The 22,941-nt window shown below is 72.7% G+C and carries 18 protein-coding genes and 1 pseudogene; 6 read left to right on the forward strand and 13 right to left on the reverse strand.

The annotated features are described in order from the left end of the window. Positions 1-33: 33 nt before the first annotated feature. Positions 34-1,755: a glycoside hydrolase family 6 protein gene (locus AB0412_RS07605; protein WP_366401580.1), complete on the reverse strand. Its 1,722-nt coding sequence runs from the start codon at positions 1,753-1,755 to the stop codon at positions 34-36. A gap of 440 nt (positions 1,756-2,195) precedes the next feature. Here AB0412_RS07605 and AB0412_RS07610 point away from each other — a divergent pair, with 440 nt between their 5' ends. Continuing rightward, on the forward strand, positions 2,196-5,111 hold the full coding sequence (locus AB0412_RS07610) for a glycoside hydrolase family 48 protein (RefSeq protein ID WP_366401581.1): 2,916 nt from the start codon (positions 2,196-2,198) through the stop codon (positions 5,109-5,111). A 125-nt stretch (positions 5,112-5,236) separates the two neighbouring features. Here the strand turns inward: AB0412_RS07610 and AB0412_RS07615 are convergent, their stop codons facing one another. Further along, entirely contained in the window at positions 5,237-5,980 is a 744-nt protein-coding gene (locus AB0412_RS07615; protein ID WP_366401582.1) for a class I SAM-dependent methyltransferase, read from the reverse strand. A 5-nt stretch (positions 5,981-5,985) separates the two neighbouring features. Next, complete coding sequence (locus AB0412_RS07620; protein ID WP_366401583.1) at positions 5,986-6,291, reverse strand: 4a-hydroxytetrahydrobiopterin dehydratase; 306 nt, start codon at positions 6,289-6,291, stop codon at positions 5,986-5,988. A 135-nt stretch (positions 6,292-6,426) separates the two neighbouring features. On the opposite strand from AB0412_RS07620, the gene AB0412_RS07625 reads away from it, so the two are divergent. Then, the gene (locus AB0412_RS07625) at positions 6,427-7,248 is read left to right on the forward strand and encodes a helix-turn-helix transcriptional regulator (protein ID WP_366401584.1); all 822 of its coding nucleotides are present in this window, start codon (positions 6,427-6,429) and stop codon (positions 7,246-7,248) included. Here AB0412_RS07625 and AB0412_RS07630 read toward each other — a convergent pair. After that, positions 7,230-7,655, reverse strand: coding sequence for a hypothetical protein (locus AB0412_RS07630; RefSeq protein WP_366401585.1), 426 nt, complete (start codon positions 7,653-7,655; stop codon positions 7,230-7,232). The genes AB0412_RS07625 and AB0412_RS07630 overlap by 19 nt on opposite strands. 264 nt (positions 7,656-7,919) lie before the next feature. Here AB0412_RS07630 and AB0412_RS07635 point away from each other — a divergent pair, with 264 nt between their 5' ends. Then, positions 7,920-8,783, forward strand: a complete 864-nt coding sequence (locus AB0412_RS07635) for a helix-turn-helix transcriptional regulator (protein ID WP_366401586.1) — start codon at positions 7,920-7,922, stop codon at positions 8,781-8,783. Positions 8,784-8,841: 58 nt separating this feature from the next. Continuing rightward, a complete protein-coding gene (locus AB0412_RS07640; protein WP_366401587.1) occupies positions 8,842-9,657 on the forward strand; it encodes an SAM-dependent methyltransferase in 816 nt (271 codons plus the stop codon). 22 nt (positions 9,658-9,679) lie between these two features. Here AB0412_RS07640 and dnaK read toward each other — a convergent pair whose 3' ends face one another. The 7 genes from dnaK to AB0412_RS07675 all read right to left on the reverse strand — a co-directional run bounded on the left by dnaK (position 9,680) and on the right by AB0412_RS07675 (position 18,645). Then, on the reverse strand, positions 9,680-11,581 hold the full coding sequence (gene dnaK, locus AB0412_RS07645; protein WP_366401588.1) for a molecular chaperone DnaK: 1,902 nt from the start codon (positions 11,579-11,581) through the stop codon (positions 9,680-9,682). Between the two features lie 94 nt (positions 11,582-11,675). Beyond that, positions 11,676-12,434, reverse strand: a complete 759-nt coding sequence (locus tag AB0412_RS07650; protein WP_366401589.1) for a glycerophosphodiester phosphodiesterase family protein — start codon at positions 12,432-12,434, stop codon at positions 11,676-11,678. A gap of 71 nt (positions 12,435-12,505) precedes the next feature. Further along, positions 12,506-12,934 (reverse strand): OsmC family peroxiredoxin, encoded by a 429-nt coding sequence (locus AB0412_RS07655; protein WP_366401590.1) that lies wholly within the window; start codon positions 12,932-12,934, stop codon positions 12,506-12,508. 100 nt (positions 12,935-13,034) lie between these two features. After that, positions 13,035-14,837: a hypothetical protein gene (locus AB0412_RS07660; protein ID WP_366401591.1), complete on the reverse strand. Its 1,803-nt coding sequence runs from the start codon at positions 14,835-14,837 to the stop codon at positions 13,035-13,037. Next, positions 14,834-15,895, reverse strand: a complete 1,062-nt coding sequence (locus tag AB0412_RS07665) for a MoxR family ATPase (RefSeq protein ID WP_366401592.1) — start codon at positions 15,893-15,895, stop codon at positions 14,834-14,836. The genes AB0412_RS07660 and AB0412_RS07665 overlap by 4 nt, the downstream gene beginning before the upstream one ends. Positions 15,896-16,028: 133 nt before the next feature. Continuing rightward, positions 16,029-18,077, reverse strand: coding sequence for a phage holin family protein (locus AB0412_RS07670; protein ID WP_366401593.1), 2,049 nt, complete (start codon positions 18,075-18,077; stop codon positions 16,029-16,031). Positions 18,078-18,243: 166 nt separating this feature from the next. Continuing rightward, positions 18,244-18,645, reverse strand: coding sequence for a hypothetical protein (locus tag AB0412_RS07675; protein ID WP_366401594.1), 402 nt, complete (start codon positions 18,643-18,645; stop codon positions 18,244-18,246). Between the two features lie 82 nt (positions 18,646-18,727). Here AB0412_RS07675 and AB0412_RS07680 point away from each other — a divergent pair, with 82 nt between their 5' ends. Further along, entirely contained in the window at positions 18,728-19,501 is a 774-nt protein-coding gene (locus AB0412_RS07680; RefSeq protein WP_366401595.1) for an MBL fold metallo-hydrolase, read from the forward strand. A gap of 47 nt (positions 19,502-19,548) precedes the next feature. Then, a complete protein-coding gene (locus AB0412_RS07685) occupies positions 19,549-20,166 on the forward strand; it encodes a VTT domain-containing protein (protein ID WP_366401955.1) in 618 nt (205 codons plus the stop codon). A gap of 439 nt (positions 20,167-20,605) precedes the next feature. On the opposite strand, the gene AB0412_RS07690 is transcribed toward AB0412_RS07685, so the two are convergent. Further along, positions 20,606-21,694: an MBL fold metallo-hydrolase gene (locus AB0412_RS07690; protein ID WP_366401596.1), complete on the reverse strand. Its 1,089-nt coding sequence runs from the start codon at positions 21,692-21,694 to the stop codon at positions 20,606-20,608. Then, a pseudogene (locus tag AB0412_RS07695) lies at positions 21,691-22,936 on the reverse strand (aminotransferase class I/II-fold pyridoxal phosphate-dependent enzyme). Before AB0412_RS07695 ends, AB0412_RS07690 begins: the two are co-directional and overlap by 4 nt. Positions 22,937-22,941: the final 5 nt, after the last annotated feature.

The raw sequence follows: 22,941 nt of genomic DNA on the forward strand, positions 1-22,941 counted from the left end.
GCCGGGCCTGCGGGAGCGGCGGTCAGGCGGTCGTCACGACAGCGGCGGGTACGCGTTCCGCATCAGCTGCTGGAACTGGGCCGAGAACCAGTGGCCCGACAGCGGGGCGTCCGGGAGGGCGCCCGACATGTTGTTGTTGTTCCGCGGGTTGCCGGTGTACGTCGGGTCGCACATCCGGTCGAAGCCCTTGCCCTCGTCGTTGTCGATGGGCTTGCTCGAGCCGTCGGACTCGCCCGGGGGCTTCATCCACACGTAGGCGTCGATGCCGGGCTCCGGTGCCGCCTGCGGCCGTTCGCCGAGGCCGGCGCCCGACTGGTTGCACCAGTTGCCGAGGTGGATCCGGCGGTCGTAGCGGCCGCCGTCGACGTAGGTGTCGACGCTGGTCGTGGCGCCGGGACCGGTGGGCCGGGCGGTGCCGCCCCAGCCGTTGCGGGAGGTGTCGATCAGCATGCCGATTCCGGAGTCGAAGCCGATCCTCACCAGCTCCGCGCGCAGCGCCTGGGCGTAGGACAGCTCGTCGACGTAGCGGTTCCAGTCGACCCACTTCGACTCGCGCACCGACTTGCCGGCCACGGTGTCCGTGATCTTGAAGTGGTCCTCCTTCAGGGCGCTGTAGTTGGCGGTGTTGGCGATGAAGCCGTGCACGTCGTTCACGGTCGCGCCCTCGGCGGTCGCGGCCTGCTTGAACATCTGGGCGCTGGCCCCGAAGTTGTCGTCCCAGCCCAGCCACCCGTGGTGGCCGGCGTCGACGTAGTTGTAGACGTTGGGCACGTCGCCGAGCTTGTTCAGGGCGTAGCCGACACCCTTCACATAGTTGCCGTTGGCCTTCATCGTGTCGCAGTTCGGCGTCGCGGTGGGCCGGGGCGTGACGTTGGTGACGAGGTTGGGCAGGGAGTCGATCTCGACGGTCGTGACGATCCGCAGGCCGGCGTACTTGGGGTCGGCGAGGATCGCGGCGATGGGGTCGATGTACTCGGTCTTGTAGCGGTCGATCTCCGTCGGGCCCAGTTCGCCGTTGGAGGCGAGGGCGGCGCAGTCGCGGCCGGGCAGGTTGTAGATGACCAGCTGGACGACCAGTTCGCCGCTGCCCTTCTGCTCGAGGGCGGCGTCGAGGTGGTCGCGCAGGCCCATGCCGCCGTTGACGCCGTTGATGGCGGCGATGCGGTCCAGCCAGACACCGGTGGGCTGGTCGGCGATGCGGTCGCCGCCCGGCTCGGCGGCGGCCTTCGCGGACCACTCGGGGTTCACGTACACCTTGGCGCCGCTGTAGGGGTTGTCGACCCGGTCACCGGGGCCGGGCGGGTCGGTCGGGTCCGGCGGGTCGGTGGGGCCGCCGGAGTCGACGTTGCAGGTCACGCCGTCGAGCGTGAAGGTGGCGGGGATCGCGTTGGTGCCGCTGTAGCTGCCCTGGAAGCCGAAGCTGACCGAACCGCCGGTGGCCAGGGCGCCGTTGTAGGACTCGTTGGCGGCCGTGACGTCGGCCCCGGACTGGGTGACCTTGGCGTTCCAGCCGCTGGTGATGCGCTGGTTGCCGGCGTAGGACCACTTCAGCGCCCAGGACGACTTGGCGGCACTGTGGTTGGTGATGGTCACGGAGGCGGTGAAGCCGGTGTTCCACTGGTTCTGCACCTGGTAGTCGACGGTGCAGGGGACGGCGGCCGCGCCGACGCCACCGGGGTCGACGGCGAACGCCGTCCCGGTGGCTCCGGCGACCAGCGCCGTCGCGGCGAGCAGCGCGGTTCTGGTGCGAGTCATGAGTGCGGGTTTCCTCTCCGACAGGAGGCCGCCCCGGTGCCGTACGGCAGCACGAGCGTGCCGGACGGCAGCGAGGACGGCGCGGACAGCACGGACGACGAGAGGTCCCACTCAGTGCCCGGGCCCGCGTCAGGTGCTGCTCCGTGCGCGGGGACGGCTAAAAGAACTGAAGGCGAGGGGTGGCGCATCGAGCGACTCCTTGCAGCTCTCGCGCGCCGTGACAGGCGCGCCGACTGGTGGAACCGCTCCCACTGGTGCTCCTGAAGCTAGCGCCAAGTGACGGAGAGGAACAGAGGAGTTACCGACTTTCCCGCAACTCGGCGCATCGAATCTTTTCGACTCTTCACCAACCTTGACCGCTCCAGACCCCGTCCTCACTATGGGAGCGCTCCCACTGGTTCAAGCCTTGACCCCTTCGAGTCGCAGGAGGAACCAGCACCATGCATCCCCCACCCAGGAGACGCCCCGGCGTACGGCGGTTATGGACCGCGGCCGTGGCGGCTCTCGCGCTCCCGCTCACCCTGCTCTCCTCAGGTTCGACCCCCGCTCAGGCGGCGGCGCTCCGGTGCAGCGTCGACTACAGGACCAACGACTGGGGTTCCGGCTTCACGGCCGATCTCACACTCACCAACCGCGGCACCGAGGCCATCGACGCCTGGACCCTGACGTACGACTACGCGGGCAATCAGAAGCTCATGAACGGCTGGAACGGCAGCTGGTCGCAGTCCGGGAAGACCGTGACCGTGAAGAACGCCGGGCACAACGCCCGCATCGCCGCCGGCGGCGCCGTCACGACCGGCGCGCAGTTCTCCTACAGCGGCAGCAACGCCGCGCCCACGTCCTTCTCGATCAACGGCACCGCCTGCACCGGCGCCCATCAGCCGCCGATCACCGTGCTGACCAGCCCCGAGGCCGGCGCGGTCTACACGCAGGGCGAGACCGTGCCGCTCGCGGCGACCGCGGCGGCGGCCGACGACGCCACGATCAGCAAGGTCGAGTTCTACGACGACACCGAGCTGCTGGGTACGGACACCAGCGCGCCCTTCACCCTCGACGTGGCCGGCTTGACCGTGGGCAGTCATTCCCTGGTGGCGAAGGCGTACGACAGCACGGGCGCCTCCGCGAGCTCGACCCCGGTCGGCATCACGGTCGCCGCGGGCCCCGTCGTGGTCGCCACACCGTCCCAACTGGGCGTGCGGCAGGGCGAGTCGGGCACGTACGAGGTGAAGCTGTCCAAGCAGCCGGCCGCGAACGTGACCGTCACGACCGCTCGCGCGAGCGGCAACTCCGGACTGTCGGTGACGGCGGGCGCCTCGCTGACCTTCACCCCGGCGAACTGGGACACCGCGCAGAAGGTGACCATCGGCGCGGACGCCTCCGGCACCGGCTCGGCCGTGTTCGAGTCGACCGCGCCCGGGCACGGCAAGGCCACCGTCACGGTGACCCAGCTGGGCGCGACGAAGGCGTACGACGAGCGCTTCCTGGAGCTGTACGGGAAGATCACCGACCCGGCGAACGGATATTTCTCACCCGAGGGCATCCCGTACCACTCGGTGGAGACGCTCATCGTGGAGGCGCCGGACCACGGCCATGAGACCACCTCGGAGGCGTACAGCTATCTGCTGTGGCTGCAGGCGATGTACGGCAAGGTCACCGGCGACTGGTCGAAGTTCAACGGGGCCTGGGAGATCATGGAGAAGTACATGATCCCGACCCACGCGGACCAGCCGACCAACTCCTTCTACAACGCCTCGAAGCCGGCGACGTACGCGCCCGAGTACGACACCCCCGACGAGTACCCGTCCGCGCTCGACCCGGGTGTCCCGGTCGGCCCCGATCCGATCGCGAGCGAGCTGAAGTCCGCCTACGGCACGGACGACGTCTACGGCATGCACTGGATCCAGGACGTGGACAACGTGTACGGCTACGGCAACTCGCCCGGCAAGTGCGAGGCGGGTCCGTCGGACACCGGACCGTCGTACATCAACACCTTCCAGCGCGGCCCGCAGGAGTCGGTGTGGGAGACCGTCCCGCAGCCCACCTGCGACGCCTTCAGGTACGGCGGCAGGAACGGCTACCTGGACCTGTTCACCAAGGACGCCTCGTACGCCAAGCAGTGGAAGTTCACCAACGCGCCGGACGCCGACGCGCGTGCCGTGCAGGCCGCGTACTGGGCAGACCTGTGGGCGAAGGACCAGGGCAAGGGATCCCAGGTCTCCACGACCGTCGCCAAGGCCGCGAAGATGGGTGACTACCTGCGCTACGCCATGTTCGACAAGTACTTCAAGAAGATCGGCAACTGCACCAGCCCGTCCTGCCCGGCCGGCACCGGCAAGGACGCCTCGCACTACCTGCTCTCCTGGTACTACGCCTGGGGCGGTGCCACCGACACCTCCGCCGGCTGGGCCTGGCGCATCGGTTCCAGCCACGCGCACGGCGGCTACCAGAACCCCCTCGCCGCCTACGCGCTCAGCTCCTACGCCCCGCTGAGGCCCAAGTCCGCGACGGGTGCCGCGGACTGGGCCAAGTCCCTGGACCGGCAGCTGGAGTTCTACCGCTGGCTGCAGTCCGACGAGGGCGCCATCGCGGGCGGCGCGACCAACAGCTGGGCGGGCCGGTACGCGACACCGCCGGCCGGTACGCCGACGTTCTACGGCATGTACTACGACGAGAAGCCGGTGTACCACGACCCGCCGTCCAACCAGTGGTTCGGCTTCCAGGCGTGGTCCATGGAGCGGGTCGCCGAGTACTACCAGCGCACCGGTGACGCGGACGCCAAGGTGGTGCTCGACAAGTGGGTCGACTGGGCGCTGTCCGAGACCACGGTCAACCCGGACGGCACCTTCCGCATCCCGTCCACGCTCCGGTGGTCCGGCAAGCCGGACACCTGGAACCCGTCGTCGCCGGGCGCCAACAGCGGCCTGCACGTCACCGTCGCCGACTACACCAACGACGTCGGGGTGGCCGCGGCGTACGCCAAGACGCTGACGTACTACGCGGACCGCTCCGGTGACACGGAGGCGGCGAGCACCGCGAAGGCCCTGCTGGACGGCATGTGGGAGAACCACCAGGACGCGCTCGGCATCGCCGTGCCGGAGACCCGGGCCGACTACAACCGGTTCGACGACCCGGTGTACGTCCCGAGCGGCTGGACCGGCACGATGCCGAACGGCGACCCGATCGACTCCTCGTCGACGTTCGACTCGATCCGTTCCTTCTACGAGGACGACCCGGCGTGGTCGCGGATCGAGTCGTACCTGGCCGGAGGCGCGGCGCCGACGTTCACGTACCACCGGTTCTGGGCGCAGGCGGACATCGCCTTGGCCATGGGCTCGTACGCGGAGCTGCTCGAGTAGCTCCGCGGTACGGGTGGTTGCCGCGGAGCTCCTTGAAAGGTCCGCATACGTGGTCTCGCCACCTGACGGCGGGGCCGACCGGCCGGGCGGCCTCCTCAGCGCATGGGGGGGCCGCCCGGTTTCCGCTATGCCGGCTTTCTGAAGGCCCTCAGCGTGAACACCGGGTCAGGCCGGGGCCGGTCCTGGTCGGGGAGTTCGGCCAGGCGCGCCGCGATGTGCTCGGCGAGCGGGTCGCCCGGGGGCACGGTAACGAACCAGCCGCGGCGCAGGTCCATGAGGGCGCGGCGCGGGCTGCGGCCCTGGCCGTGTCCCCGGAAGCGGGCGTGCCCGGCCGGGACCAGACCGTGCCGGGCGGCGCAAGCTGCCACGTCGGCGGCGGCGTCGTGCACGGGGCTGCGCGGGCGGGCGGCGAGCACGGCGTCGATGTCGCTGCCGACGTTGTGCGCGGCGCCCTTGTCGACGGTCGTGACGTAGACACCGCCGGGGCGCAGGACGCGGGCGCACTCGGCGATGACGGCACCGACCTCCTGGGGTCCGGACAGCAGGTGCAGCAGCCACACGCTGACGACGGCGTCGAAGCGCGCGCCGGCGAACGGCAGCCGGCGGCTGTCGGCGCGCACCACGCGGCCGGGCAGCCGGGACGCGGCCATCCGGGTCATCGCGGCGGCGAGGTCGACGCCGGTCACGCGCAGGCCGGGCCGGTCGGCGGCGAACCGGCGGGTGACCAGCCCGGTGCCGCAGGCGATGTCGCAGAGTTCACGGGCCTGGTCGGGTATCAGCCCGAGCACGGCCTCGGCGGCTGCCGCCGCCCGGGGTTCGCCGCCGCGCAGGGCGTCGTAGCGCTGGGCTTCCTCGTCGTAGTCGAGCACGCGCCTCAGTGTGCCCCGTGGCCGGGGGCCAGGTCCTCCACCTTGCGGGCGAGCTCGAAGTCCTTCTCGGTGACGGCGCCGCCCACACTGTGGGTGTTCACGGACAGGGCCACGGTGTTGTAGCCGAGGGTCAGGTCGGAGTGGTGGTCGAGCTCCTCCTGGACCTGGGCGATGTGGACGACCATCGCGGTGGCCGCGAAGTGCGAGCCGAGACGGTAGGAGCGGGTGAGCCGGTCCCCGTCGAGCGACCAGCCGGGCAGCTCGGCCAGCCGGTCCTCGATCTCCTTCTGCGACAGCGGTTCGACGGGCATGGACTGCGCTCCTTCGCCGGTGGGGGAACTTCGAGAGGGGCTCGTCTCTCAGCGTGCCACAGCATGCGGTCCGGGGCCCCTGGTCAGCGGGGTGCGGCTCCCCTGTCCGGCCGGTTCTCGGCTACGGTCGGCGGCATGAGCACAGCGACGTCGGAAGCCGGGTACGCGGACGGGAGTGTGGGCCCGCTGCTGCGCGCCTGGCGGGAGCAGCGGCGGGTGAGCCAGCTGGAGCTGGCGCTGCGGGCCGGGTCCTCCGCCCGGCACATCAGTTTCATCGAGACGGGGCGCTCCCGGCCCAGTGAGGAGATGGTGCTGCGGCTGGCCGAGCATCTGGACGTGCCCGTCAGGGAGCGCAACGCGCTGCTGGTGGCGGCCGGTTACGCGCCCCGGTTCCCGCACACCCCGCTCGACGATCCGGCCCTGAACGCGCTGCGTGCGGGCATCGAGCAGCTCATCGGGGGCTACGAGCCGTATCCGGCGCTGGTGGTGGACGCCATGTACGACGTGGTCTCGGCCAACCGCGGGGTCATGACGCTGTTCGACGGGGTTCCGGAGTCACTGCTGGTGCCGCCGCTGAACGCGGTGCGGCTGACGCTGCATCCGCAGGGGCTCGCGCCGCGCATCCGGAATCTGCGGCAGTGGCGCGGGCATCTGCTGGAGCGCATGGAGCAGCAGATCGCGCTGCGCCGTTCGGAGCCGCTGCGGGCGCTGTACGAGGAGGTGGCGGCGTATCCGGTGCCGGAGAACGGGGCGGGACTCCGGGAGGAGACGGAGGACGCGGCGGCGTACTTCGCGCTGCCGATGCTGATCGAGCACCAGGGGCGGACGTTGTCCTTCGTCTCCTCGATCTCCACGTTCAACACGCCGATGGACGTGACCGTCGCCGAGCTGGCCGTGGAGACGCTGCTCCCGGCGGACCCGGCGACGGCCAAGTACCTTCAGACCTGGTTGAGTTGACGCGCCCTGAGCGCCATGTGCTGGAGCAGGGCGAAGGCGGCGACGGTGAGGGCCTGGAGCACGGTCCACACCGCGCCCGCCGTGCTCGGGGTGAGCCACAGCGCGAGCGCGGCGAGACTCACCGCCGACCAGGCGAGGTTGGCCTCCACGACGGCCCGCACCCCGAGTGCCGGCGGGTGCCGGCGGGCGGCGAGCAGGCCGACGCCGGCCGCGTACACGGCGAGGAAGGCGCCGAGGCCGAGCAGCAGGGCGGCGTCCACGCCGAGAAAGCGTCCGAGCGGGCCGGACAGTGCCAGATAGGCCAGCGCGTTGGCACCGGTGACGGCGGCGTCGAGGGCGAGGAAGCGGCGCAGCACGGCCTGCGGGTCGGAGGTCCGGGCGAGCGTGGCGAGCTGGGTCGCGGACATGTTGAATCACCCTCCGTCGGGATCGGTCGGTCGGTTGCGGCACGAGTGACGGGTCCCCGGACCGGAGTGCGCCGCCCCGGGAACCCGTCCGAGTCCACGATCCCGTCGGGCGGGGGCGCCGTCGATTACCCGTGGGGTAATGCCGTGATGGGGCCGGTGCCGGCGGGGGCTGCGGGGTCCGCGGTGAGTGCTGCGCGCACCGTGAGGGCGTGGGGTCCGGCGTGACAGACTGATCGCAGGGTCGGGCGCGTTGGGAGGCCGGGTGTGAGTGAGCGGCGGGCCGCACCCACCGTGGGGCAGGTGGTGCTCGGCAGACGGCTGCAGGAGCTGCGGGAGGCGGCGGGCCTCGGGCGTGACGAGGCCGCCCGGGTGCTGCGGGTGGCGCCCGCGACCGTACGGCGCATGGAGACCGCCGAGGTCGCGCTGAAGATCCCGTACGTGCAGATCCTGCTGTCCGCCTACGGGGTGCCGGAGCGGGAGGCGACCGCGTTCGTCGAGCTCGCGGAGGAGGCGAACCGGCCGGGCTGGTGGCAGCGGTTCCACGATGTGCTGCCCGAGTGGTTCAGCCTGTATGTGAGCCTGGAGGGCGCCGCCCGGATCATCCGTTCCTACGAGCCGCACTTCGTCCCGGGTCTGCTGCAGACCGAGGACTACGCGCGGGCGGTGCTGGAGGCGGGCACGATCGGGTCGGCGGGGCCCGAGGCGGTCGAGCGGCATGTGGCGCTGCGCATGGAACGCCGGCGGCTGCTGGAGCGCGCCGACCCGCCGCACCTGTGGGTGATCATGGACGAGACGGTGCTGCGGCGCCCGGTGAGCGTCGACGGCCGGGTCATGCGCGAGCAGCTGGACAGGCTCCTGCGGTTCTCCGAGCGGGACCGGATCACGCTGCAGCTCGCGGAGTTCGCCGGCGGCCCGCACCCGGGGACCTACGCGCCGTTCACGCTGTTCCGGTTCGCCGAACCGGAGTTGCCCGACATGGTGTTCACCGAGTATCTGACCGGCGCCCTGTATCTGGACTCCCGTACGGAGGTGTCGGCGCATCTGGAGGTCCTGGACCACATGACGGCGCGGGCGGCCTCCACGGAGCGCACCCGCGAGCTGCTGCGCGCCTGGCGGGACCGGTACTGAGCCCTTGGAGTTCGCCACCCCGAGGATTTCCCGAGGTTTCCCGAGGAGAGGACATCCTGTGACCGGATCCGACGCAGTGACCGCCCCCATCGACACCAGCCGCCCGCATCCGGCACGGGTCTACGACTGGTGGCTGGGCGGCAAGGACAACTACCCGGTGGACGAGGAACTCGCCCGCAGGATCCTCGCGGCGGACGGCACCGTGGTGCGCGGGGCGCGCGCCAACCGCCGTTTCATGCACCGGGCGACCAGGACGGTCGCCGAGGCGGGGATACGGCAGTTCCTGGACATCGGCACGGGCATACCCACCGAGCCCAATCTGCACCAGGTGGCGCAGCGCGTCGCACCCGAGGCGAGGGTGGTGTACGCGGACCACGACCCGATCGTGCTGCGGCACGCCCAGGCGCTGCTGCACGGCACGGCACAGGGCGCCACGGCGTATGTGCACGCCGACGTGCGGGACGTGGACACGCTGCTGACGAAGGCCGGTGAGTCGCTGGACCTCGACCGGCCGGTGGCGCTGTCGCTGGTCGCGCTGACCCACTACCTGGACGACGCGCCCGACGGCGACGACGTCTACGGCCTGCTGGAGCGCTATGTCGGCGCGCTCGCGCCCGGCAGCTACCTGATCCTGTCCCAGGTGACGGCCGACCTGAGTCCGGAGGCGGTCGGGCAGGCGGCGGAGCACTTCCGGCGCAGCGGCACGCCGTTCCATCCGCGCTCGCTCGCCGCGTTCTCGCGGTTCTTCGCCGGGCTGGAGCTGCTGGGGCCGGGGGTGATCCCGGTGCACGGCTGGCGCCCGGACGCGGAGGACGTGGCCGCGCAGGCGGAGGGCATCGTCCCGGTGTACGCGGGGGTCGCCCGCAAGCCGTGAACCAGGCGGCGGGCCGGGCGGCTCAGGCCGCCCCGCCCCTGCGGTCGGCGTTCCCGTCGGTGTTCTCGTCGTCGACGATCTCCGCGTCGACGACGCTCTCCTCGTCCTGCGAGGAAGCCCCGGACGAGCTCTGCGCCCCGGCGTGCCGACCCCCGTCCTCGGTGGGGGTCTGCTGGGTCTGGGCGTACATCGCCTGGCCCATCTTCTGGCTGACGGCGGCGAGTTTCTCGACGCCGGCGCGCAGGGCGGCGGTGTCCGCCTGCTGTTCGAGCTGCTGCTTGAGCTCGGAGACGGCGGCCTCGACCTCGGACCTGGTGTCGCCGGGCACCTTGTCGCTGTTCTCGCGCAGGAACTTCTCGGTCTGGTAGACGAGTTGTTCGGCCTGGTTGCGGGTCTCGGCGGCCTCGCGGCGCCTGCGGTCCTCCTCGGCGTACTGCTCGGCCTCCCGCATCATGCGGTCGATGTCCTCCTTGGGCAGCGCCGAGCCGCCGGTGACGGTCATCTTCTGTTCGCGGCCGGTGGCGAGGTCCTTGGCGGAGACGTGCATGATGCCGTTGGCGTCGATGTCGAAGGCCACCTCGATCTGCGGGACGCCGCGCGGGGCGGGCGGCAGGCCGGTGAGGTCGAAGACGCCGAGCTTCTTGTTGTAGGCGGCGATCTCGCGTTCGCCCTGGTAGACCTGGATGCCGACCGAGGGCTGGTTGTCGGTGGCGGTGGTGAAGATCTCCGAACGGCGGGTGGGGATCGTGGTGTTGCGCTCGATCAGCTTGGTCATGATGCCGCCCTTGGTCTCGATGCCGAGGGACAGCGGGGTGACGTCGAGCAGCAGCACGTCCTTGACGTCGCCGCGGATGACGCCCGCCTGGAGGGCCGCGCCGACGGCGACGACCTCGTCGGGGTTGACGCCCTTGTGCGGGTCCTTGCCGGTCAGCTCCCGCACCAGGTCGGTCACCGCGGGCATGCGCGTCGAGCCGCCGACGAGGATGACGTGGTCGATCGCGGAGAGTTTCACCCCGGCGTCCTTGACGGCCTGGTGGAAGGGCGTCTTGCAGCGCTCCAGCAGGTCCTCGGTGAGCTCCTGGAACTGGGCGCGGGTCAGTTTCTCGTCCAGGTGCAGCGGGCCTTCGGCGGAGGCGGTGATGTAGGGCAGGTTGATGGTGGTCTCGGAGGACGAGGACAGCTCGATCTTGGCCTTCTCGGCGGCCTCCCGGAGCCGCTGCACGGCCATCTTGTCCTGCGCGAGGTCGATGCCGTACTGGCCCTTGAAGCGCTTGGCGAGGTACTCGACGACCCGCTGGTCCCAGTCGTCGCCGCCGAGGTGGGTGTCGCCGTTGGTGGCCTTGACCTCGATGACGCCCTCACCGATGTCGAGCAGGGACACGTCGAAGGTGCCGCCGCCTAGGTCGAAGACGAGGACGGTCTGGTCGTTCTCCTTGTCCAGGCCGTACGCCAGGGCGGCGGCCGTGGGCTCGTTGATGATCCTGAGGACCTTCAGGCCGGCGATCTCCCCGGCCTCCTTGGTGGCCTGCCGCTGGGAGTCGTCGAAGTACGCGGGCACGGTGATCACGGCGTCGGTGACGTCCTCGCCGAGATAGGACTCGGCGTCCCGCTTGAGCTTCTGCAGGACGCGGGCGGACAGTTCCTGGGCGCGGTAGCGGGTGCCGTCCACGGAGCCCTGCTCGGGGAAGCGCCACTGGGCGTCGCCCATGTGCCGTTTGACGGAGCGGGCGGTGCGTTCGACGTTGGTGACGGCCTGCCGTTTGGCGACCTCGCCGACCAGCACCTCGCCGTTCTTGGCGAAGGCCACGACCGAGGGCGTGGTCCGCGCACCCTCCGCGTTGGCGATCACGGTGGGCTCACCGCCCTCGAGCACCGCGACCACCGAGTTGGTGGTTCCCAGGTCGATTCCGACCGCACGTCCCATCGCTGTCCCCTTCCGCCAGGGCACCTCTCCGGACTTCCAGCACAAAACTTGAGCGGCCGGTTGTCAATAGCTTGAGTGGGTGCTTGTCAACGGCTCAGCGGCGGGGGTCGGCGGCGGGCGCGGGTGTGTGCGGGCCGGCGCGGAGCTCCACCGCGCGCCGGGGGCGGTCGGTGATCAGGACGTCCACGCGCGGGTCGGTGAGGAAGTCACGCATGGGGGCGTCGGCGTTGACCGTCCACACCATGGTGAACAGTCCGTGCCGGGCGGCCTCGCGCAGCACGGTGGCCCGGGCGAGCCGCTGGTGCACGGCGACCCCGTGGGCGCCGCAGGCGCGCACCCGGCGCATGGGCAGCAGTTCGCTGAGCCGGGTCGACAGCAGCCGGCCGCGGGGGATCTCCTTGCCGTCCCGGCCGAGCGACAGGGCGGTGCGTACGCCGGGGAAGGCGGAGGTGACGGCGGCGACGGAGCGGTCCTCGAGGGTGGTGGCGACGCAGCCGTCCCGGCCGAGCAGGGCGACGGCCCGGTCCATCAGGTCCCGCTCGTGGCCGGTCTCCTTAAGGTCCAGATGGGCGACGAGCTTGCCGGCGATCAGCTCCAGCACGTCGTCCACGACCGGCACGGGCCGCTCGGCGCGGGCGCACAGTTCGGCGTGGGTGAGCGCGGACAGCGGGGGGCCGGTGCGGCCGACGCGGGGATCGTGGTGGACGACGAAGACCCCGTCGGCCGTACGGCGGACGTCCAGCTCGGCGTACTCGGCACCGGAGGCGACGGCGTCCTCGTACGCCTCCCAGGTCGCCGGGGCGGCGCGCTCGGAGCCGCCCTGATGGGCGGAGACGGCGGGGCGGGACGGCATGGGGGTCGGCTCCAGGGGGTGACGTGCCGCAGGCCGCCCGGTGAGGGGCGGCCTGCGTTGTCCTGCAAAGGTCAGGCGAGCTTCGCCGTCAGGGTGATCTTCGTGGCCTTCAGCGCCTGGCTCACCGGGCAGTTGACCTTGGCGTCCTCGGCGGCGGCGAGGAACGCGGCCTCGTCGATGCCGGGGACGGTGCCCTCGACGGTGAGGTGGATGCCGGTGATGCCCTCGCCCGGCACGAAGGTGACGTCGGCGGAGGTCACCAGGCGGGCGGGCGGGGTGCCTGCCTTGTCGAGGATGTTGGAGAAGGCCATGGAGAAGCAGCTGGAGTGCGCGGCGGCGATCAGCTCCTCGGGGCTGGTCTTCCCGTTCGCCTCCTCGGTCCGCGACGCCCAGGTCACCGGCTGCTCGCCGATGCTCCCGGAGGAGTCGAAGGTGACGACCCCGCTGCCCTTGAACAGGTTGCCTTCCCAAACGGTGTGTGCGGAGCGCGTGGCTGCCATGACGCTTCCTTTCGCAAGATGTCCGGCCGTGTGTCCGGCGGTGCCGGGTCCGGGAGTCCCGTCGCTGCGGGTTCCCGCACCCATCCGATCACACTACGGCTCAACTCACCCGGAAGACCGGGCCCCTCGCGGTGAACGGCAGCCGTCCGCCGCGGGGGATCAGATAGGCGTGCTCGCGTCGCACCCGCAGCACGTCGCACCAGCCGTCGGTGATGACCAGGACCGGCGCGGTGGGCGGGAAGTCGGCGGCGCGCTGCAGCAGGTCGATGCCGGGCTGCAGCACCGTGCCGCCCCGGCCGTGCACCCGCACCCGGCCGGCGATCTCGGTGACCGGCAGATAGCCGGCGTCGTGCGGGGCGGCGTCGCAGAACACCACGCGTGCGGCCGGCACGTCACGGGCCTCGGCGTAGGACGCGATGGCGCCGAGTGCCTTGCCGAGCAGGGTGCGGTTCATGGAGCCGGAGGTGTCCAGGACGACGCCGAAGGTGCAGCGGGGCACCTCCTCGGGCGGGAAGTACCGTCCGGCGCGCGGGATGTCCGGGGTGGACGCCTGGCGCCGGGAGGGGCGGGCGTACGAGCGCACCGGCTCGGGACGGGGCACGAACTCGTCGAACCAGCGGGCGAGCCGGGCGTCCCAGGGCAGCGGCGGATGGCTGAGCGCGCGGATCTCCTCGACGAGCCCACCGGGGAGGTAGCCGCGCTCCTGCCGCTGGTGCAGGTCCAGGCCCTGGGCGAGCCCGCGGCGGTAGAAGCCGTCGAGGTCGACGTGGTCGCGGGGCGGTCCGAGCGGGGCGCCGAGGATGTCGCCGAGGCCCTTGCCGCGCAGGGTGGCCAGGCGCCGCATGCGTCTGAGGTCGCCGGCGATGCGGTCGTAGACCTCCTCGGCGGACAGCCCGGCGAGCTCCGGGTCGTACAGCAGGCCCTCGGGCATGGTGCCGATCTGCATCTCCCGCAGCCACCCGTTGATCACGTAGTCGCAGGCGACGTTGAACAGATACGGGTCACGGCCGCCGCAGCGGTCGCCGTGGCGCAGGGCGGCGTGCAGCATCTCGTGCGCCAGGACGAACCGCCACTCCTCGTCGTCGAGGCGGCGCAGCGGGTTGACGTAGATCTCGCCGGCCTCCGCGTCGACCGCGGCGACGGAGATGCCGTGGGCGCGCGCCAGTTCGGCGTCGGCGACCAGCTTCATGCCGGCGGCGATCCCGCCGAGCAGCGGGTAGGAGGAGACGAACCAGCTCAGGGCCTCCTCCCAGGGGCGCCGGCGGCTCGGTTCGGCGTCGAGGGTGTCGCGGCGGCCGCCCGCCATGTCCATCGCGGCGGACACGGTGCGGGTCAGGGCGGTGGCGAAGGCGAGCGGCCAGTCGGGCAGTTGCCGGCCGAACCACCCCCACGGCACCAGCACCTGGTCGTGCTCGTGTCCCGCGGTGCCGCAGTGCTCGTAGGCGGCCGGGACGCCGGTGCGCCGCCAGGCGGCGGCGAGCTGCTCCTCGTCGCCGTCCGGGTAGGACAGCGGCAGGTCGTCGGGGGCGCGGCCCACCGGGAAGGTGAGCAGGAAGCGGTTGACGACGACGCAGCGCGCCGCCAGCTCGTGGCGTTCGGGCTGGGATCGCTCCTCCTTCGCGGCCGGGACGTGGCCGAAGCCCAGGTGGAGCGCGGCGTGCGCGAGGGACCAGGCCCACACGGCGGGGTCGGCGATGCGGGCCGGGTGGGCGTGCAGGGTGCCGTTGGAGTCGACGCGCAGCAGACCGTGGCGGGGGGCCATGGCGCAGTCCTCGCGGCGGCAGGTGTCGAAGTCGAGTGCGGCGAGCGCCGGGTTGGCGCGCAGCAGCCGCATGCCCTCCGCGAACGCCTCCCCCGCCAGGTCCCGCTTCTTCTTGTCCTTCTTCGCCGGGGAGCGGCTCACCGCCGTGCCTCCACCAGCCGGGGCATGTCGCGGGCCGCCTCCACCAGGAACCAGGAGGGCAGCAGCGGGTTGCCGTCGGTGTCGGAGGCGATGACGGTCTGGGCGACCTCGACGGAGATCTCGGCGAGCTGGACGAGCAGGGACTTCGCCCGGTAGGCGGTCTGCCGGCCGCTCGCCGACATGTGCTCCTTGCTGGCCGGCAGCTCCTTGATCAGCCGGCCGCGGAACGACTCGGCGAGGTAGTACAGCAGGTCGCGGTCCTCCGGGCGGTGCGGCCAGCGGGCGTCGCCGCGCAGGATCGCCTCGATGCCGAAGCGGCTGCGCACGATCTTGACGTAGCCGCAGAACGCGGTGGCGTGCGCGGGGGTGAGGGTGCCGTGCGCGAGCGCCCTCAGGGTGTCCTCGTCGAGGTCCCGGCCGAAGGAGTGCAGCGCGTCGGAGAGCATGTGCCAGGAGCGGGGCGTGGAGAACGGCTCCTCGGTCTTGGGCGGCTTGGACCACAGGTGGTCGGGCCGGTCGGTGAGGTGGTCCAGGATCCAGGGGTGGATGCCGTTGCCGGCGGCCCAGACCAGCCAGTCCTTCGGGGAGGCTTCCAGGTGGACGTGGGTGAGGCGGTTGACCAGCGCGGAGGCGAGGGGGCGGGCGAGCGCGTTGTCGGTGGAGCGGTTCCCGGCGCCGATGACGACGGAGCCCTTGGGCAGTTCGTAGGTGCCGATGCGGCGGTCCAGGATCAGCGAGTAGAACGCCTTCTGCACGTCCGGGGTGGCGGCGTTGAGCTCGTCCAGGAACAGGCAGTACGGCTCGTCGCGGGCGATGGCCTCGGGCGGGCAGAACACGGAGCGGCCGTCGCGGATCTGCGGGACGCCGATCAGGTCCTCGGGGGCGAGCTGGGTGCCCAGCAGGCTCACGCACTCCAGGCCAAGCGACTCGGCGAACTCCCTGACCAGGGAGGACTTTCCGATGCCGGGGGCGCCCCACAGGAACACCGGCCGCACGGTCGCGAGGCCGAGCAGCAGGTCGGGGACACGGGCGGGAGTGACGGTGACGGCAGCCTGCACGCACGGGCTCCTGGACGGGGGGAGGGTTCGGGAATCGGTCGCGCGGCGGTGCGGCGTCCGGTGCGACCAGTGTGCGTGGCGGCGATCTCGCACGCAGCCGAATTTCCGGGGGCGGGCGCGGTCGGCCGGGTGCTCAGGCTGCGCGTTCGCGGCGCGGCTCCTGCGGTCGGCGTGCGCCGTCCGACTCGTTCAGCCAGCGGCGCAGCACATGGTGGACCTGCTCGGCGCCGACCAGTTCGGTGCCGTCGGCGGCCGGCGCGGACAGGGCGAGCGGGGACAGCAGGAACGCGCGGGACTGGGCGCCGCCCAGGCCGCCGTGGGAGCCGATCTGCTCCTCGAAGGCGAGGACCTCCCCGTCGGCCGGGTCGTGGAAGGAGTTGACCATGATGTCGGCGGTGTGCGGGAAGGAGTGCGTGCGGCGGACGACGTCGGCGGCGCCGGGGCCGAACGCGGCGAGCGGTCCCGGGTTGTCGTCGAGTTCGTCGAGCGGGATCTCCGCGCCGTACGCGCCGAGGACGACCCCGCCGTGCCGTTCGCTGCGCACCAGCAGGAAGCCGATGCCGGGATGGTTGGCGAGGGTCGGCAGGAGGGCCGGGTGCCGGGCGTCGATCTCCTCCTTGGTCATCCGGTGCGGCACGTCCGGGAAGGAGACCAGGCCGAGGTTGCCGGAGGCCAGCACGATCGGCTCGGAGCCGCGGCCGGGCCGGTAGTGCTCGGCGCCCTCCTCGACCGGCCTGCGCAGTGCCGCGCGGACCGCCGCGCGGGCCTCGGCGCCGCTGTGGGTGCGGCCCGCGCGGCGCGGTACGGGCAGTCCGCAGCCCGCCCGCACCAGGTCGCCCAGGGTGAGGCCGTAGCGGGCGCGGAACGTCTCGCCGGGGCTCTGCCCGTGGTCGGACAGGACGACGATGCGGTACGGGCGCGGGGCGTGTTCGGCGACCTTCTCGATCAGGGCCAGGGCGCGGTCGAGGCGGTTCAGGACCTTCTCGGCGTCGCGGCTCGCCGGTCCCGAGTGGTGCGCCACCTCGTCGTAGGCGACCAGGTCGGCGTAGACGGCGGTGCGGCCGGCGAGCAGGTCGCCCATCACGGCCGCGACGACCACGTCCCGTTCGACGACGGTCGCGAAGGCACGCACGAACGGATACAGCCCGCCGCGGGACACGCGCGGGCGCTGCTTGCTGAGCCGGGCCCGGGTGGACTGGCCGATCTCGCGGCCGGCCTCGGCGATGAACGACAGGGCGGTGCGTACGGCGTTGGCGGGGTCGGAGAAGTAGGCGAAGTAGCCGGCGCGGGAGCGGTTGTGCGGGCCGCGGCGGCGGGTGGCGATGGACAGCACCAGGGCCTGTTCCTCGGCGCCGCCGCTGAAGAGGTTGCCGCGGCTGGCGCCGTCGCCGGCGAGCAGCCCGGCGTGTCCGGCGTACTCGATGGCGCGGGCCTGGAGTTCTGCGGCGCTGGTCGGGCGGTTGCAGACCATCACCTCCCGGCGGGCCTTCTCGTACCAGCGGAAGGCGGGCACGTCGAAGTTGCTGCCGTGCAGGATGCCGAGCTGGCTGGCGCCGGTCTGGCTGGACCAGTCGGTGCGCCAGCAGGTGAGCCGGTGGGTGGGCTGCCCGCCGGGGTCGGCGCCGGTGCCCGGGGCGGAGTCGGTGCCCGCGCCGAGCCAGCGGGCGACGGTGGGCATCAGGCCCTTGCCGACGGCGTCCAGCAGCACGTCGTGGCCCACGCCGTCGAGCTGCAGGAAGACGGTGCCGGGGGTGGCCGGGCAGGGCGGGGTGGAGCGGCGTCTGCGGTCGGCGAGCCGGTACAGCCGGCGCCGGTAGGCGTCGTCGTCACGGACGGCGAGGGCCGCGCCGGTGGCGGAGGCGACGGCGGACATCACGGCGGCCACCACGACGGCGGTCTCCGGTGCGGCGTCACCGCGCTCGACGGGGTTGACGCGCAGCGCCAGCCACAGCAGGGCGCCGTTGAGGAAGAACACCAGCAGTCCGAGGACCAGCGCCGGCACGAGCAGCAGCAGGCGCACCAGCAGCGGCCACACCAGCGCGGACAGCAGGCCGAAGGCGCCCGCGCCGAGGGCGGCGGTGACCGCGATGTCGGTGGCGCTGTCGCCGTCGGCGGAGCGCAGCCGGAAGTCCGGCAGGATCCCGGCGAGCAGCAGCATGGTGAGCGTGGAGACCGCCCACACCGCGACACTCCGCCCTGTCTGACTGGCGATCCGCCGCCACCGCCCGCCACCCACGCCCGCACACCTCACGTCCCGGCCCGTCGTTCCCGCGGGCCCCCACTCACCTTGTCACAACGGCCGGACGTGCCGGTTCGTCCCCGGCCGGTGCCGGGCGGGCGGCGCGGGGTCAGCAGCCGTCGTAGCCCGCCGTCGGCATGGACAGTCTGCGGTGGACGCGGGCCTTCATCGCGGCGTCGTAGGACGGTTCGGCACGGCCCACCGTATCCACGCGCACACCGCGTCGGGCGCACTCCGCGGTGAACTCCTCGACCGAGGACAGGGCGCTCTCCAGCACCCGGCGGCTCGGGGCGACGAACAGGTCGGTGCCGGGGCGCACGCCCTCCCACAGGACGCCGTGGTCGGGGCGCAGCCCGCGGACGAGGAGTTCCCGGGTCACCACGTAGCCGTGCTCGGCGGCCCAGCGGGCGCACATGGCGTGCTGACTGCGGGAGTCCACCAGGAAGGGATCGGCGTCCAGTTGCTCCAGCGGCGTCAGACTCGCGATCGCCGTCACCCGCACCGGCCCCATGGCGCCCCCTCACCTCCGGTTTTCGCCGCCGACCCTACTCCTGCCCGTACGCTTCGGGGAGTCGCGTGAAGGAGGCGAAGAGGTGCCGGTGGAGATCACCTGGTGGGGTCACGCCACGTGCACGGTCGAGGATTCGCACACGCGCGTGCTCACCGACCCCCTGTTCGCGCGCCGGCTGGCCCACCTGCGGCGCCGGCGCGGTGCGCTGCCGCCGCCGGACGCGCGCTACGCGGACGTGGCGCTGGTCTCCCATCTGCACGCCGACCATCTGCATCTGGCCTCGCTGGCCCGGCTCGCCCCGGGTACGCGCCTGCTCGTGCCCCGGGGCGCACCCCGTGCCGTGCCCGGGCTGCGCCGGCTGACGCATCTGCGGGTGAGCGAGGTGGCGCCGGGCGACGTGACGGAGGTCGGGCGCGTGGTGGTACGGGCGGTGCCCGCGCGGCACGACGGGCGGCGGCTGCCGCTCGGACCGCGCCGCTCCCCCGCGCTGGGCTACGTCGTCGAGGGCGAGGCACGCACGTACTTCGCGGGCGACACGGGCCTGTTCGACGCGATGGCCAAGGAGGTCGGGCCGGTCGACGTGGCGCTGCTGCCGGTGGGCGGCTGGGGGCCGTACCTCGGTGACGGGCACCTGGACGCGCGGCGTGCGGCCGAGGCGCTGGCGCGGCTGGGGGCGCCCAGCGCGGTGCCGGTGCACTACGGCACGTACTGGCCGATCGGGATGGACGCCGTGCGCCCGCACGAGTTCCACGCGCCGGGCGACGAGTTCGTGCGGCTGGCGGCCGAGCACGCGCCCGCCGCTTCGGTGCACCGGCTGCGGCACGGCGAGAGCGTGCGCCTGGAGGTCGCTCGGTGATCCTGCCCGCCGCCCTGACGCCGGCGGCCGGTGCGCCGTGGTCCGCCGTGGCCGCGCTGGCGGCCGCACCGGCGACCGTGGCACCGGAGTCCACCCAGCAGGCGATCGGATATCCCTCGCTGTTTCTGCTGGTGCTGATCGGGGCGCTGGTGCCCGTGGTACCGACGGGGGCGCTGGTGAGTTCGGCGGCCGTGGTCGCGGTCCATCGGGCGGCGCCGTTCTCGATGGCGCTGGTGTTCGTGACGGCGTCGCTGGCCGCCTTCCTCGGAGACGTGGCGCTGTACTGGCTGGGGCGGCGCGGAATGCGGTCGAAGAACGGCTCGCGCTGGCTGGAGGCGATCCGGGCGCGGGCGCCGGAGGACCGGCTGGCGCAGGCCCAGGAGAAGCTGGCGGATCACGGGGTGGCGGTGCTGGTCCTGTCCCGGCTGATGCCGGCGGGCCGCCTCCCCGTGATGCTGGCCTGCCTGCTGGCCAAGTGGCCGCTGCGCCGCTTCGTCCGCGGCAACCTCCCGGCCTGCCTCGCCTGGACGGCGACGTACCAGTTGATCGGAGTGCTCGGCGGCTCACTGTTCGCGGAACCGTGGGAGGGCGTCCTGGCAGCGGTGCTCCTGACCCTTCTGATCAGCGCGGCACCAAGCGCCTGGCGCCGCCTGAAACCCCGCTGACCAGATAGCACCCGAGGGTCGCGGGGCTGTACCCGACCTGCGCCTACCGCCGCGCGGACGCGCCCAGCCACGACGACGCGGCACACAACCGACTACGGCAGCCCCCCCAGGGACGCGGGGCTGTACCCGCCCCGCGCCGACCGCCGCGCCCAGCCACGACGACCCGGCACACAACCGACTACGGCAGCCCCTCAAGGGGCGCGGGGAACTGCGCGACCAGCCACAACGGCGCCGCACACGACCCACGACGGCAGCACCCCCAAAACGGCGGGCCTGTACCCGACCTGCGCCTACCGCCGCGCGGACGCGACCAGCCACGACGACGCGGCAGGCAACCGACTGCGGCAGCCCCCCAAGGGGCGCGGGGAACTGCGCGACCAGCCACGACGGCGCCGCACGCAAGCGACGACACAACGCGGCACTACGGCGGAGTGCCCCGTCACTCCAGGACGCGCGAAGCCCCCACCGCCAGATCCCACAGATGATCGCGAGGCAGCCCGGCGGACGCCCAGGCCGCGCGCACGCGGGTGAGAGGTTCCAGGACAGGTTCCGCCGAGAGGATGAAGGTGCCCCAGTGCATCGGCGCCATATGGCGGGCCCCGAGGTCCTGGACGGCGCGCACCGCCTCCTCGGGGTCGCAGTGGACATCGCTGAGCCACCAGCGCGGATCGTACGCACCGATGGGCATCAGGGTGAGGTCGATGCCGGGATAACGGCGGCCGATGCGCGAGAACCAGTGGCCGTACCCCGTGTCGCCGGCGAAGTGGACGCGCCGCCCGTCCGGCGCGGTGAGCACCCAGCCGCCCCACAGCGACCGGCAGGTGTCCGTGAGGGTGCGCTTGGACCAGTGGTGCGCCGGGACGAAGTCGAAGCGGACGCCGTTCAGTTCGGCCGCCTCCCACCAGTCCAGCTCGGTGACCCGGGTGAAGCGGCGGCGGTGGAACCAGCGGGCGAGTCCGGCCGGTACGAACACGGGCGTGTCGCGCGGGAGCCGGCGCAGCGTGGGGGCGTCCAGGTGGTCGTAGTGATTGTGGCTGATGACGACCGCGTCCACGCGGGGCAGCGCCTCCCAGGCGACGCCGACCGGGGTGACGCGGGCCGGGGTGCCGAGGATGCGGCGGGACCACACCGGGTCGGTGAGGACGGTGAGCCCGCCGATCCGCAGCACCCAGCTGGCGTGTCCGGCCCAGGTGACGGCGATGCTGCGGGCGTCGACGCGGGGCAGCGGGCCGGGTTCGTACGGCAGCCGGTGGATGTCCGCGAGGCCCTCCGGGCCCGGCCTCACGGCGCCCTCGCGGGCGAACCGGGCGAAGGCCTTCAGGCCGGGCAGCGGGGCGGTGAGCCGGTCGTGGAAGGTGCGCGGCCACACGCGCCGTTCGGCGAGCGGGCGGGGTTCGGCGAGCGGCGGGTAGGGGGGCGCGACGGGCGACGGTGACAGAGGGGAGGCCGGCAGAGGTGAGAGGGGGGCCGGGTCGTCGGCTTTCGGCGTGGTGGTGCTGGTGGAGGTCGACTCGGACTGCTGCGTCATCGAGGAGGCTCCCATCGCTGAGCGTCGTCACGAAAGTTCGTCGAAGACCGACTGCAGGTGATTCAACGCGCGTTGCACATGCGGCAGTTCCAACGGCGCCGGTGAGCGCAGGCATTCCTCGCGGCGCTCGGCGGTGTCGCCCAGCAGGGGGGCGGTGCACAGCCTGACGCGCGGGGCCTCGAGGTCGTCGCCGAAGCGGTGGCCGCCCGGCGCGGGCATGCCCAGCCGGGCGGTGAGGAAGTCCTCCAGTTCCTGGGCGTCGCCGACGCCGCGTGCGGTGAGCGCGGGGACCAGCGGGGTGAGGTCGACATACAGGTGCCGGCCGCACTGCGGGGGCCGGGCGAGGGCACCGGCGGCGACGATCGCGGCGTGTGCGGCGGCGGCCACGCGTGCGTGCAGGCGTACGGCGTCGGTGACGCGCCCGGTGACCGGCTCGGGCTCGGTCAGCGCGTACCCGGCCGCGGCGGCGACGGGGGCGGCGACGCGTGCGTCGAGCGCGGTGAGCACGTCGAGCACGCGCGCGTGCAGCGCGTCCGCGTCCTGGCCGGGCGGGAAGCGGGCGAGCGCGGCGGGCCAGCCGGGCGGGAGCAGGGCACCGGACAGATCGGTGACGACGGTGACCCGCTCGGGCAGCATCTCGGCGGGGCTGAGCAGCACCGTGTCGTGCGGGGCGTGCAGGGTGTCGCGCCAGGTCTCGTCACTGACCAGGTACAGCCCTTCGCCGACGGCGGCCTCGAGGGTCTCGTGGAGCAGTTCGGGCGCGGCGACGGTGGCGGTGGGGTCGTCGGCGACCGACAGCACCAGCAGACGCGGATCGCCGCCCTCGGCGCGGACCCGGCGCACGGTCTCCAGCAGCGCGTACGGGTCGGGTACGCCGCCGCTCTCGGCCGGGGTCGGCACGTGGAAGGCGGGTCTGCCGAGGAGGCGGGCGTAGGGCGCCCACCAGGCGGGGCAGGGTCTGGGCACGAGGACGTCGCCGCCGATGGCCGCGGTCAGGGCGACCAGCAGGGCGGGCGCGCCGGGGGCGGCGGCGATCCCGTCGGACGCGCCGGGCAGTCCGCGCCGCTCGCAGTAGCCGCGGGCGGCGTCCAGCAGGGCGGGGCCGCCGCCGACCGGTTCCGCGGCCGGGCGGGACGCGGCGGCGGCGAGGACGGCGGACAGCTCGGGCAGGACGGGCAGCCCGTCGTCGGGGACGGACGGCCCGAAGCGGACCGGTCCATGGCCTTCCGGGTCGGTCCGCATCGGTG

Source organism: Streptomyces sp. NPDC052012 (genome assembly GCF_040689265.1).
In the GTDB taxonomy this organism is placed as follows: Bacteria; Actinomycetota; Actinomycetes; order Streptomycetales; family Streptomycetaceae; genus Streptomyces.

What these genes read in the sequence shown, in the direction of transcription:
- AB0412_RS07605 (WP_366401580.1), bottom strand. Translation starts at nt 1,755, where the DNA reads ATGACTCGCACCAGAACCGCGCTGCTCGCCGCGACGGCGCTGGTCGCC.
- AB0412_RS07655 (WP_366401590.1), bottom strand. Translation starts at nt 12,934, where the DNA reads ATGGCAGCCACGCGCTCCGCACACACCGTTTGGGAAGGCAACCTGTTC.
- dnaK (WP_366401588.1), bottom strand. Translation starts at nt 11,581, where the DNA reads ATGGGACGTGCGGTCGGAATCGACCTGGGAACCACCAACTCGGTGGTC.
- AB0412_RS07610 (WP_366401581.1), top strand. Translation starts at nt 2,196, where the DNA reads ATGCATCCCCCACCCAGGAGACGCCCCGGCGTACGGCGGTTATGGACC.
- AB0412_RS07625 (WP_366401584.1), top strand. Translation starts at nt 6,427, where the DNA reads ATGAGCACAGCGACGTCGGAAGCCGGGTACGCGGACGGGAGTGTGGGC.
- AB0412_RS07650 (WP_366401589.1), bottom strand. Translation starts at nt 12,434, where the DNA reads ATGCCGTCCCGCCCCGCCGTCTCCGCCCATCAGGGCGGCTCCGAGCGC.
- AB0412_RS07620 (WP_366401583.1), bottom strand. Translation starts at nt 6,291, where the DNA reads ATGCCCGTCGAACCGCTGTCGCAGAAGGAGATCGAGGACCGGCTGGCC.
- AB0412_RS07690 (WP_366401596.1), bottom strand. Translation starts at nt 21,694, where the DNA reads ATGACGCAGCAGTCCGAGTCGACCTCCACCAGCACCACCACGCCGAAA.
- AB0412_RS07675 (WP_366401594.1), bottom strand. Translation starts at nt 18,645, where the DNA reads ATGGGGCCGGTGCGGGTGACGGCGATCGCGAGTCTGACGCCGCTGGAG.
- AB0412_RS07630 (WP_366401585.1), bottom strand. Translation starts at nt 7,655, where the DNA reads ATGTCCGCGACCCAGCTCGCCACGCTCGCCCGGACCTCCGACCCGCAG.